Annotated in this window: 8 protein-coding genes; 4 read left to right on the top strand and 4 right to left on the bottom strand. The window is 58.7% G+C overall.

Features of this window, described 5'->3' with window-relative positions:
* Positions 1–51: 51 nt before the first annotated feature.
* The 3 genes from CK489_RS12695 to CK489_RS12680 all read right to left on the bottom strand — a co-directional run bounded on the left by CK489_RS12695 (position 52) and on the right by CK489_RS12680 (position 3703).
* Entirely contained in the window at positions 52–1350 is a 1299-nt protein-coding gene (locus CK489_RS12695; RefSeq protein ID WP_095732559.1) for a glycoside hydrolase family 28 protein, read from the bottom strand.
* Positions 1351–1655: 305 nt separating this feature from the next.
* Entirely contained in the window at positions 1656–2099 is a 444-nt protein-coding gene (locus CK489_RS12690) for a hypothetical protein (protein WP_143278134.1), read from the bottom strand.
* A gap of 1172 nt (positions 2100–3271) precedes the next feature.
* Positions 3272–3703, bottom strand: a complete 432-nt coding sequence (locus CK489_RS12680; RefSeq protein WP_143278133.1) for a hypothetical protein — start codon at positions 3701–3703, stop codon at positions 3272–3274.
* A gap of 11 nt (positions 3704–3714) precedes the next feature.
* Here CK489_RS12680 and CK489_RS12675 point away from each other — a divergent pair, with 11 nt between their 5' ends.
* Both CK489_RS12675 and CK489_RS12665 read left to right on the top strand, forming a co-directional pair.
* A complete protein-coding gene (locus tag CK489_RS12675; RefSeq protein WP_349626927.1) occupies positions 3715–4932 on the top strand; it encodes an MATE family efflux transporter in 1218 nt (405 codons plus the stop codon).
* A gap of 1020 nt (positions 4933–5952) precedes the next feature.
* Positions 5953–8124: a hypothetical protein gene (locus tag CK489_RS12665; RefSeq protein WP_143278132.1), complete on the top strand. Its 2172-nt coding sequence runs from the start codon at positions 5953–5955 to the stop codon at positions 8122–8124.
* Positions 8125–8886: 762 nt separating this feature from the next.
* Here the strand turns inward: CK489_RS12665 and CK489_RS12660 are convergent.
* Complete coding sequence (locus CK489_RS12660) at positions 8887–9585, bottom strand: shikimate kinase (protein WP_244485965.1); 699 nt, start codon at positions 9583–9585, stop codon at positions 8887–8889.
* Between the two features lie 100 nt (positions 9586–9685).
* On the opposite strand from CK489_RS12660, the gene CK489_RS41285 reads away from it, so the two are divergent.
* Both CK489_RS41285 and CK489_RS42195 read left to right on the top strand, forming a co-directional pair.
* Complete coding sequence (locus CK489_RS41285; protein ID WP_157860868.1) at positions 9686–9862, top strand: hypothetical protein; 177 nt, start codon at positions 9686–9688, stop codon at positions 9860–9862.
* Between the two features lie 1644 nt (positions 9863–11506).
* The gene (locus tag CK489_RS42195; protein WP_245350345.1) at positions 11507–11776 is read left to right on the top strand and encodes a GNAT family N-acetyltransferase; all 270 of its coding nucleotides are present in this window, start codon (positions 11507–11509) and stop codon (positions 11774–11776) included.
* The last annotated feature ends 977 nt before the right edge of the window (positions 11777–12753 follow it).

Here is a 12753-nt window from a genome sequence, read left to right as displayed (position 1 = left end):
TTCGAGCCTATCGATGCGGGCTCTCCCCTGCCGGCGCCGGACTCGTAGCGCCTAGCGGTTAGCGTCTCGGAATGCCCTAGAACAAGTGTCCGATCCGCGCGACAACGTCTCTGCAGCTTGCCCCGGCAGCGGCGGCGACACGTCAGAGTGATCGGCGGTCACCTTTGCATGTTCGAGCTGCCAGATCGCGGAACTGGCAAATCGGACATCCTCGAGTTTCACGTCAAGGACATGCCGCTCGTCTACGCCGCGCATCACCAGTGCGCCATCGTCGCCACGCACATGGCGCAGAACAATCTGCCGATAGACCGGAATCCTCGAGCCCTGCGCGCGCGGATCGTATTTCGCATCGAACGCCAGCGGCCACCGGTTGCCCCTCAGGCACACGCTTTCATAAGTCACGCGCTCGACCAAGCCACCTCGACTGACATCGCTCTTGATGCGCAGACCAGACGTCGTTCCATCCAGCGTCAGATTACGCACCAGTATGTCGCTGGCCCCGGAATTCACCTCGCTGCCGATCGACATGCCGTGCCCCCAGCCGAAATAGTTATCAATGATGGAGATATGGCTGCTTGAGCCATTATCGCCAGCCTTGATAGCGACGTTGTCGTCTCCCGTTCGGATGAAGCTGCGGGTGATGGTCACATCCTGGCTCGCGCCAGGGTCGATACCGTCGGTATTGCGGGCGTCCGCTGGGGCATCGATCGTGAGGCCCCAAAAAGTGGCACCTTCGACCCGGTTCATCGCGATATGAAAATTAGGTGCATTGCGCAAGGTGACACCCGTGAACGTGATGTCTTGCGCATGATCGATCTGGATCAAGCGCGGGGCATTTTGGTTGCCGCCCTCGACTTGGGCGCGGCGGGCCAGTTGCCACCAGGTCTCGGCGCTCCCGACCATGGTTGCACCGCCTTGACCGTCGATGATGCCGTCCCCGTAGATACCGCCGCCACGGGTTTTGGAAAAGCTAATGAACGGCCGGCAACCATCGCCCTTGCCGGAGATGCGACCACACTGTCCGCGGCCCTTATCGTAAGCAGCTGGTTGGGGGATGGCGATGAGCTTGGCGCCTCGTCCGATCCATAACGTCACGCCCGATTTCATTTCGAGCGGACCCGACCGGAACTCGCCCCGCCCTAAATATACGGCGGCCCCCGACGGACATTGGTCGATGGCATCTTGCAAGGTGACCGTATCTTGCTTGCCGGACGGCACGGGCCGGTCGCACACCGTCTGTGGTGCAATAGGTTCGGTAACGGCGCGACGATCTTGCGCGTTGGCGGCCGGACAGAGAATGATGCAGGCAATGATGGATAACAGACTGCATGCTCGAAAAGGCTGTTTCATCGACCTCGTCTCTTTGCCGCGTGGAACGATGCGGCCTAACACTTGCGCACGCGAACCGATCCGCCGCGGCTCGCCTCACTCGCCGCGTAAGATGACATTTGTAAGACGCAGAGGCTGCAGAGCTGCTCGCAGCAGCATTGCTGCAAGGGGCGATGAACGGCCCTGCAAGGGCACGCGATTTCGCCGATCAGCTCATAGCTGACAGAGGCTTGCGCGCGGGTCACACCTGCGACCTAGGTAGGAAGACTTACAAAAATCAGCCTGAAATCCGCCATCGACGTTTTCGGTCATGAACTGAGAGCTGATCACGTGCCGACAGGGAACATACTCTGCGCTACAAATGCATCCTCATCTAAAGCTCCTCCAGTTCTTCGGAAAGACTTGTTCGATAAATTTGGACAAGGCGGCATCGCTCGTTCCAGCAATGGTCTGCCGCGGACCCTCACCCCGCCGCGCGGCTCCTGGAGAGCCCGCACTGCAACACCTACATGCTTGTTCTTCTTGAACACCCTCTCAGAAAGCTCACTCAACGTCTTGTTATCACTTCTTTCGAGCGATTGGCCTCTCTCGCCCGGGTAAGCTGCCACCTTGTAGAGCATCTGAGTATGCTTCTCAGTCGACGCGTGTGACAGCTTTCGGCGCTTGCTGACGCCCTCCATCATGGCCCAAATGTAATCGCGATCCGTACCAGACACATTGGCCGACGGTTTGCGGTCGGGATGCCGGTGAAGGCGGCCGCTATCGGCCATCCGCGCTGCATCCAGCTGTTGCTCAAACGCGTCTTGTTCGGCCCGAGCTTGCTGCTCTTCCAGATCGGCGTTCTGTATCGGTGCTGAAACTGCAGAACCAGAGCGTCGAAATCATGCGAGTCCACGCACAAACCTCACCTCGCAGCCTATCCACGTTAGTTCGTATTCGTACAAGCTTTCGAGAAGCTGACGAAATCGCTGTCCGCATATGGCTTTCGACGTTCCTCGACCCCTCTTTTTAGCATCCGCGAGTTCAGGTGATTGCCATTATCAGTCCCCGCTCAAGGACCCTGAGGAACATTGTCCAAACAACTCTCATCAACATCCAGGCGGAGCCAAATGAGGCTGGTCAGCTTCCCCGATCACGGGGGCGTGACGTGCCTTGATCTTGGCGAGCGATCACGGCCGATTAAGCACTCTGGCTTTAGCGCTCTAACAAAGAGATTGAACACCTCCGCGTGAGCGCCCTATCCGGAAACATGGTGTCCCATCGGAACCGCGGACGATACGTCCTCTGTCAGCGTGACCAATCAAAAGCGCGTCCGCCGGCCAAAGCACCGCGAACAACAAAAAGCGAAGCCGACAGAAGAGCCGCATCTTGACATCCATTCGGCAGTCGGTTCGCAACACGATAGATATTGGAGGCTTTGAGCCTCCGGGTTCACGAACGTCCGTTGCATCTAACGGTCCCAGGATCGACTCGTGAACGTGGCAGCCAGCGGGTCGACAGGATCATTGACGCTCCAAGATTTGCGCGGCCGCGCCTGACGCGCTGCAGTGTCTGCCGCAGATCTCTGCTGGCGTTCATCGGTTGGCGCCGACACTGATAGACAGTCAAGCCTACGCTCAAGCTCCGCCAATTCTGCCTTACATTCGGTTATGACCGATTGGGCACGAAGCAACTTGACCCTAAGCTCGTCCCGTTGCTTGAATAATTGCTCAGGATCCCGATCATCCTGCATCGGCTCAATCATCTGCCAGCGCAAGCCGCGATGTGTCGTTGTCGCTCAGCTTCAAGTGAACGGCTGCTCGCCCGAGATGACCGATAGAAGAGCTCAAGCCGGGCTCATTGGAGGGGGTGGATGGCGACCGTTCGGAACGCGACCTGAAGGTAACAAACGTCGCCATGCAGGAGCGCGCGCTGTAGAGCGCACCTGCAGAGACTTCTGACACTAACCGATCCATCTGAAAACCCGAATGTGTTGCTCGAGAAACATCATGGCCGCATGATCTTCTCGCATCTTCCAAGCAACCCACATGCCAAATTCGCTTGACAGTTTTCTATTGGGGAATGATGCGCATCTCGCGGCATTCACTCGCTGCAAACGTTCTGTCGTTGCGGTTGAGACAAGCGGCGTCTGAAGCGAGACAGTCGACGTCGCAAGCACAACGCTCAGAACAGCGACTGCCTTCCTGGCCAAAATGCTCTCACCATTTTTGAGCGGGGCGTCATTGATTGAGAATATGCTATCAACAATGAGAGTGCCGATGACGCGGCCGTGATCGCGCGAATTTCGCATCAGCGGGTCGATTGGCTGAAACGCGCAATCCGGAGCGGCGGCATTCGATGAGAAAGACTGGGGACGCCACGCACCGATCGTCATGACCTCACAGATTGGCCAAATGGGAGGCTTGCCACCACCTCAGTGGCGAACTCGCCGCAACAGCGACACTCGCGACCCCGATCGCACTCACGCAGCTTGCACAGATCGCGATGATGGCGACGGATCTGGCCTGGATCGGCCACATCGGCACCGAGGCCCTCGCGGCTGCCGCGCTCGCCGGTATGATCTCATCGGTTGGCCTGACCTTCGCAGCCCGCGTGATCTCGGCAGTAGGGCCGCTCGCGGCGCAAGCACGTGGCGCGGCAAACCCAGCCCTAGTACGGAGATCGCTGCGCATGGGGCTATGGATTGCACTCGTTCTATGGGCGCCGATCGTGATTTTGCCGGTGCGAGGCGAACAAATCGTGCTTGCGCTTGGCCACGAGCCAGCTATCGCGCGCTTAGCTCAGCAATATCAGCTTGGGCTCACCTGGGGTATCTTGCCGGCGCTGTGGTTTTTGGCGATCCGCAGTTTCATGGCAGCGGTCGATCGCCCGGCACCGGCCTTGTGGATCACGCTCGCGGCCATTCCGACCAACGCACTGCTGGCCTATCTGTTGATCACCGGCAAATTCGGCTTGCCGCAGCTTGACTTGTTCGGAGCCGGCCTTGCGACGAGCCTGGTGAACAGTGGGACCTTTCTGGCCGGTATTTGGTTCGTTGCATGCTGTCGTCCTTTTCGCGACTACCAGGTGCTCCGATATCTTTGGCGGTTCGATTGGCAATTGATGCGCGAGTTCCTTGTGGTCGGCACGCCGATTTCGGTCACGATTTTCATGGAATCGGGCCTTTTCTCTGCGACGGCGCTCCTGATGGGTGCGATCAGCACCACAGCGGTTGCCGCCCATCAGATCGCATTCCAAGTTGCAGCCGCCCTGTTCATGATCCCGTTTTGCATCGGAATGGCGGTGAGCGTGCGCATCGGACACGCACTCGGCCGCAACGATGTATCAGGTATCAGAGAGGCTGGTTTCGCCGCCATGGTGCTTGGAGTCCTGATCGCGGCGATCGCTACGATTGCGGTGGTCGGCACGCGCTTTGAAGTCGCCGAGCTGTTCGTCGACCAGTCAGCCAGCAATGCGGACGCCACGATCAAGCTGACTGCAGCTCTCATCCTCGTCGGAGTGAGCTTCTTCATTACTGATGCACTTCAGAGCATTGCAGCCGGTGGCCTGCGCGGCTTAGGGGACACGCGCGTGCCGCTGTTTTTCGCAGGCATCGCTTACTGACTGATCGGTCTTTCCGTCAGCTACGTGCTCGGCTTGAAAACTGGCCTCGGTGCCCTCGGTATCTGGATCGGCTTGTCCATCGGCAAAGCCGTTTACGCAGCCCTCCTCGTGATACGCTTGCGTCTTTTGGCGAACAGACCTCCCGTAGCAGCCATGAGCCAGGCTTCAGCTCGAGCGGTGGGCCAACCATGAGCCGAAGCTCCAGCGCGACCAGAAGATGCGCGTGAAGAACAGGCTCTGCAATCTGGGGAGCGCCATGGGGCGGTTCCTCATTCTCTTCGGATACGGGCAGCTGGCTCTCACCCTGCCCTTCGGTCAAGTTGGCTTCAGGGATCAGAGCCCAGCAAACGTTGCGCCTGACGTAGAGGAGCCCGAGCTGGACACAGGGCCCTCGAGGGAGGAGAGGCTCCGGACCCTATGGCGTCGGCGGCTGAAGCCCAGCCGAGGAGACCCAATCGTCAATGTCAGCTGCAATTTCCGCGGTGCGGGCTCGCCTGAGCAGACTATCCCGCTCCGCGCCTTCTGGCATGCTCGCCGCCATTTCCACAAGATTCCTTGCAAACGCAGCCAGGCGGTCCTGCAGCGACATTGTTTGCCTCACATGATTTCTCTTTTTCTTCACTGAGGCGCTCATCGTTTCAAGCGTCGTCGCTCTGCGGATCTTTGATCAAGATAACCTCCCACGACACTTTTACCATGCCAACCTAAGTTTAGTTGTGACAACTCTACAACGGTTCACGTGCAGCAAAGCAGATAGTGGGTTTCTCGGCAGGCGCTTGCGGTCGACGAAAATCCATCCGCGGCGAATACGATGCGCCGCTGCCTCCGCGGCATTGAGGACACCCGGGCCGCAGATCGCGCGATCTAATGTGCTGGCGCTGGTGATTGCAGCACCCCGTCCACGAAAACCAAGTACAAGGATCGGTACGCCACTTTTTGTGGCCGGGCAGAAGGCGCCGTCAGCTTCTCGCAAGCTTGCCGGCGTAGCTGTTCTGCCACCATCTGCGGAGTGAGGTGAGCGTGGATAATCCTTTCCCATCCAGTCCGGCAGCTTTGATGCAGGTACAACAGGCCGCCGCGGAACATCGTGAGGAAGGCGAGGCGTCGCAGGAGGCCTTCGAGCGGCAATTGGCAAATGCCGGCGAGCCTCACGAGGCGACCGAGGCTGTACGCCAGACCCCGCCTCCCGAGCCGGCTGCGAATATCCAAAGCGTCATCGAGCGCGCGGTCCAGGCAGAGCGGACGCGCCGGAATCTAAGCCAACGCACTGCGCGGGGATATACTGAGGCACTTTTCAAACTGCAAAAAGATCTGAGGTCTCGTGGCAAAACGATTGCTGCACTGGACCACGACGCTCTGGTAGCGCACGCTGCCAAGTTCATGGCGCGTGACAAAGCAATGGGGCCTGCGTTAACAGCGCTTCATAGGTATCGAAATACCAATGCACCTGACGGCCCGCGCCGGCGCTATGTTGTTCCCTCCGTAAAAGAGCCTTCTCCCGTCAACGCCGCCGTGCCTTCGGCGGATATCTATCCGCACCTGTCCGAGACCGACCGTACTCTCATCGACAACTTCACCCGCTTTGTCGGCGGTGGTCTGCAGAAAAGTACCATCTACGAATACGGCCGATCGCTTCGTATCCTGGGAAATGATCTCGGCACTCAGGGCAAGACAATTGGCGGGCTCGATCACGAGGCCTTGGTCTCGCACGCGAGAGTGTCTCTTGGTGAGCCCGCGAGTTTGCTTTCGGCATTGAGCGCGCTGCGAAAGTATCGTGATCCTGATCACGTGCGGCAAGACTTTCTCTCCGAAGAGGATGAAAGCCTGATCGACGGCGCCGTCCAGGCAGCTGCCGCGCGTCGGACGTGGATACCCAACAGAATCGAGATATATTACAAGGCTTTTCACAGGCTGGCGAAATCTCTAAAAGCCCGCGGACTGACAATTGCAGCGCTGGATCATCATGCGCTTCTTGCGCATGCCAAGGCAGCACACGAGGGCGACAAGCAGATAAGCTCCGCGCTTGAGGTGCTTCTCGAGTATCGTGACCCAGCTATCCTGGAAAGGCGCACCCCACTCGATTATCCTCCCTCCGCGAAAGACAAGAGTCTCATCGAGGACGCGGCTGCCGTCAGTAAACGCCCCAGGAAAGCCGTCGAAGCCTCCGTCAAGAATCTCGTCAAGTTTGCAGGGGCCCTCGCCGCCCGCAGCCTCGAGATTGATCAGCTAGACCACATCGCACTTCTCGAGCTTGCAAATAAGCTGTTTCCCAGCAATAAGAGCCTCATCCGCGGGCTCGGCATGATCCGTGAATATCGCAATGCCGAGCGCACTTCCGGTACGGACGGAGCTGCGCTGGCAGATGATGTTCTGGCCTGCTCGCCGATCTTAAGTGTCGACCCGGAGGAGCTTCGGCGGCTCCTGGATGACGAACCGACATTCTCGCAGACGATCGACAATTTGGCGGAGCGTCAGGACGGTATGGCTCCGGTTGATCAGCTGCCAACCGAAAGTCTCGATACCGCAGAGCTTATGGGGATGCTCGCTTCTCCTGGCCATTCGCCAGAAGACGAAGTCACTCAGCCGGATCCGGTTGGTCCCCGGCTGTCGGACGCTGTCGATCCTGGGGACATCTGGTCGGGCGCGGAGCAGGCTGGCTTGTTGCCCACTGAGAGTCTGGATACGGCGAAGCTCCTGGAGATGATCGCTTCAGGCGGCCATTCGCCGACGGACAGCGTCGATCAGCCCGACGCGACCGTTCCCTCGCTGCACCAGAACGTCGATCCCGACAGCATTTGGCTCGAGGCCGAGCAAGCCGGGCGGCTGCCGACCCAAAGCCTGGATACTGCCGAGCTTCTGCAGATGTTCGCGTTCGCTGGCCATTCGCCGGCGGACAGCGTTAATCAGCTAAGTTCGATGTCGTCATGGGATCTTGAGAATTCAACGGCCGACGCGGCGTTCCAGCCGGCGCAATCGCAACCTATGGTGCCAGCACTCGAGTTGTATCTTCCGCAAGGATGGGAGCATGGTGAGCAGTGGGCGAGCGAAGATTTTAAGGAAGGAATGCGGCTGCATGGTGTGCTCCCGAACGAAATTCGGCCGGAGACAACATTGACCATCCGCGGATTGGACTACATAGCCAGCATTGGACCGCCAGGCCTGGAGCAGGAGGTGTTTCTTCGCAGAGCCTGACAGGTCGGTCAGAGCAGCCATGCATGGCGCCTTCATAAGATTGCACGGCCTCCCCTTCCGAGAGGCGGCTCGCTGGCGCACGTATATTGACGAATATCATGGGCAGCACGTGAACTGGGGCCGCGCTCCCAGGGAGTTCGCCCAGCGCAACGTCTCAATGCCCTCGCCATAGCTCCACCGGTGAATCGAGCCCGACGCTCGAAATCGCATCGCTTGCCCAAGGATTTCGACCTTGACGGCCTGAAGAACGACAAGGCGACTGACTGACCGCAGCGACGCAGATCGGGACCAATGGGAGCCTTCCTGACCAGCTTCGCCATCGTTCACCGGCAGCTACAAAAAATTCGCCTCGTTACCATTGTGGTCCCGGACGATTCCCCCCGAGCGTTTCTTCGACGTCGTTCCTGTTCCCCGCCAACCGCAACAGTTGAGCTGGCGTCGGCGGCACGAGCCGGATCTGCGTTGCCGGACCAAGGTTCGCCCTCTGCAGTTCTTGCTCCAGCAACGCATAATCCGCGGTATATGCTCGTCGCCCAGCCATTCCTCGGTGCCGAGCACGAGCCTGCGTCCCCGCAGCGAGGCCGTGGACTCCAAGGCCTGCCTGCGAGCATCCGGAACTTTGGTCGAGGGGCGGCGATAAAGTCCCATCATGCAATAGGTGCGATGTGGAGGGCAGATCAACCGGAGCCTCGGGGCTGGCGTGGATGCCTGACGATTGAACCCTTGCTGATGATGAGGCGACGGCCTGTACCTGCTCCACGATCATACTCGGGGCTCCGCATTTTGAGAGCCCGGCGCATCAGGAAGCTCCTGGAATAAGCCGGCCTGCCCAGTCCCCTGCCCTGTGTCGCACAGATAGGCGTGTAGCGCCGTCATGCAAGCATCCGCACTCTTGAGATCCCGCCGGTGCTGCGGGGCGATCGTGAGATAGGTAAGCCGATAGATAGAATTGTGCGCCTGCATCAGGTCCGAGATGGTCCGGTCTTGATCGGAGGTTCGCAGCTTGGGACACTTGATGTTGTGCTTCAGGTTCGGCCTGATCACGTCCTCGTTGGTATTGAGCCAGATCGAAATCGCTTTCCGGCCGCTATGATGCCGGACGTCATCGATCATGAATGCTCCGCCACCCGAGTACGGCGGGCCTTGCTCGAGCGCGCGCTTGATCTCATTCGCCTCAAGATTCCTGAAATGCGCCTCGCGGACCTCAGCGAAGATTCGGATTGTAGACTTGCCGGTCTTTGCCTCGATCTGCTTATCGGAATCGATAAACCTCGACTCCAATCGCCTGGCGAGCGCACGGCCAAGACTGGATTTCCCTGCTCCCATCATGCCGACGAGCACGGTCGGTCGCGCGCCGAGGGCACCAAGACTCTCCCTTGTCATCGCGAAGTGCGCCGTGCGCTTCGGGGCGAGCACTTTCCGCCGGCGAGTCAGGCTGGCCCGAACTGCACGCGGAACCACGGTTTATACTCATTCTGCAACGTCAGTATAAATCGCTGGCAGTGAGTTCCATGCCTCTTATACTCACTCCGCAGACTGAGTATAATTCTGGCAGACGACCATGCCGGCCCCTTCCCTGGTTTCCCAGACGACCTATGCCGAGCTCCTCGAGCGCACCGCCAACGCGGCCTTCCAGGAAACATTCGCGGAAGACGGCGCCTTCACCTCCAAGACTGTCAATCAGCGCAAGTACTGGTACTTTCAGACCGGCACTGGCTCCGAGCGGTCGAAGCCGTGATAGCGGCTTCGTCGACATGTCGACGAGGCCCGCTCGCCCGCTGCGGTGCCCTCTTGTCCCGATCGGCGTGCTGATGCTGCTGCTCGGCAGCACCGGCAGCCCCCCTATCCGGTACTGGCCGAAATAGGCCACTTGCGGGAACAAAACAGGCCACCGGAATCGAAAGGGGCCGCCTCACGCGAGCGGCCCCTTGCCGGTTTGAATATCGGTCCGTGCTGAAATCTAGCCCCGGCAAGGCGACATTAGAGTTTACAACAACATTGTTGGATTCCGGGAAACTACGGTGATTGCCCACCTACTGCTACTGCCGGAAGGCAGGCACTGCTGACCATCCGGAGGCGTCACGCGGCTCACCTTCAGAATATCGACGATCCAAAGTCAGTTAGGCGCGCTCGGCTCGACACCATGCCGAGGGGGCTTCGTCAGCTTTTCGAAAGCTTGCTCTGGTAGGATGTCCGTTCAGGTGATCTTGGACGTGAGGCTACGTGGACCCGCACAATTGTGACCCATCCAACGTAACAGTTTGGTCGCAGGTGCAGCATGCCACCTCGGAAGAGCAGCAAGAGGGTCGGCGAGGCACCAGGCGTTTGAGCCGTCCTTGGCGACGGCGCTCCCAGCCGGCAGCGGTACATGCCCTCATCAGTCTGAAGAAGACCGGCGCCGAATTGATGATGCGACGAATAATGCGGCGGCTCGGACTCATTAAAAGGCGCACATTAAGCCTGCATACTACCGAACTTGACCGATTGCGGGCATGTTCTCCGCTTTCGACGTCGAGCGTTTGACCTGCGCAATCGGCAATCCTATCGGTCACGTCAGCGGATTCTAATAGCCGAAGGATGAAGGCGCCGTTGAGCAATCTTCGCGATTGCTGCGAGCCCGACGCTCGCCGTGCGATCGCCCAGGCCCCTCAGAGAACGACGAGAGTTTCATTGAAATGATGACTCGTGCCAATGGGCGCGGTGAGGCCGCCCTTGACCCGTATCACCCTGCTCTTCGTAGATTCTCCGAGGCGCTTCTTTTAGAGGGCCAGACGATATCTGGACTGGACCATGACGCGCGGGTCAAGTCCGCTCGGAGGCTGTTCCCGCACGACAAGGCTCTCATCTCCGCGTTGAATTTGTTTCGTGCTGCGGAGCTCTGCGCTAAATTTGGATCGTGATGCGGAGCGCGCCTCAGGTCCAGCTGAGCGTTGCAGCTTGGCGGAGTAGTCCTCCACAGTCCTTTGCCAGCTTCGGTTGGCTTGGGCGACGCGGCACGTGACCATTTTTTGCCTTCAAGAGTATGTCGCTCTATGGAAACTCGCTATTGCCATGGCAGTGGCAATGAACTCACCGTCCGATTCAGCCGGGGCGATCGGCTCGCTCTGTCCGACAGATGACAGACGATATCCAGGTACGCCGCATCGGCGCCCACGAAGTGGATAAGCGTTTTGAGCGTCTCGCCACATCCTCGTTGACTGCGTCGCCCACCGCGAATCGGTCAGCTTTCTGCCACCGCCAACTCGACGACTTGCGCTGATGTACTGGCGTAGCGTCGCAGACGCGGTCATTTGCAATGGATGCGTGTGACTAGCTGCGGAAGATGGCGCAGGTCAGATTGTTGGCACGACCCAGATGATACCTGCCGCGTCTGAGAACCCAATTGCATAGCGCCCGAGTCGTCAAAGTCCTGGTTGACACAAACGCACGCCGCCGCGGCATCGGGCGCCGGCTCATCTCGGCTGTCAGCGATTTAGCACGAAAGGAGGGAAAGACGTTGTTAACGCTCAGCACTGCCACAGGTTCTGCTGCCGAGCGTCTTTACGCCAGCGAGGGATGGCAGCGGGTGGGTGTCATACCCGGGTGTGTGCTCGCCCCTGACGGACATATCGCTCGGCGACCTTCTTTTACAAGCATCTCTAATGCTGCGTAGCTGAATTGGCGCTTGCTATTCACCGACAGATCTGTCCGGTCCCGTCCTGATAAATCATCATCGTGGGGGAACATCACCGACATTACCGCTGTATCGTATGGTTTTGTGAACAACGACGGCTTTGGCTCTCAAGATAAGAAATCGAACGGATCAGACGGTAGATCATTCAACCGCCGAACGGCCTGTCGGCACAATGGCGAGCCGACGATCGAGAAAGTGACCTCGATTTTCCGCTCTCGATATCGTTCAATGTCCATAGCGCGAAGGCCTCGGAGCCTGAAGCAATCCCTATCATTGCGCTTGATATACTGACCCCGCTCCTAACGACCTCGCCTTGAGGCCAAGATAGCGGGCATGTCGCCGCGATCTCACTACGCGAACGCCCTCTACGAAGCCGTCGGATTATTTTGCTGCTCGGGCAGCCGTTGTAGCCAGGCGAACATCCGCCATAAACTTTCGTATCGTCAGGTGCTCCACTGGAGGTGCCGAATCTTTACCAAGGTTCGATTGAGCCGATGATCACGATCATCTTAGCTGCATGTGCGGCTGGCTACAGCGACAACTCATTCGTCTTCGCCGGTTTCGTCGACTGATGGCTGATAGGAGGTCGCGAATTCTATTTTTCGTCGGGATGGCAGCCTTTGCCGAAATGTGGATAGAGATACTAATGGAACCATTCGAGCTTGCGTGGTGCGAGATCGAATACCAACGGGCTCTCAGATTTCTCGAAAAGATCGATAACAAGGCGGATGATGTCGGTTCCCAGACCGGGGAATTCACCCATTCTGATCCGCCATGCGGAAGACCTGTGGGCCAAACAGCTCTATGAGAGCACACGGCTACGAACGCCAAGAGCCGCGATACAGCGATCGAAAGCTCGCTCAAAGAATGGGCATCGTGGGTGCGATACACTTAGCCGAACGGCTAGAAACACCTACGGGACAAGTCGGAGCGAAGGGCTACACACACTGGAGCTA

The sequence above is a fragment of the Bradyrhizobium sp. UFLA03-84 genome (assembly GCF_002289535.1).
Lineage (GTDB): Bacteria > Pseudomonadota > Alphaproteobacteria > Rhizobiales > Xanthobacteraceae > Bradyrhizobium > Bradyrhizobium viridifuturi.
This window is presented reverse-complemented; position numbering and strand designations above follow the sequence as displayed.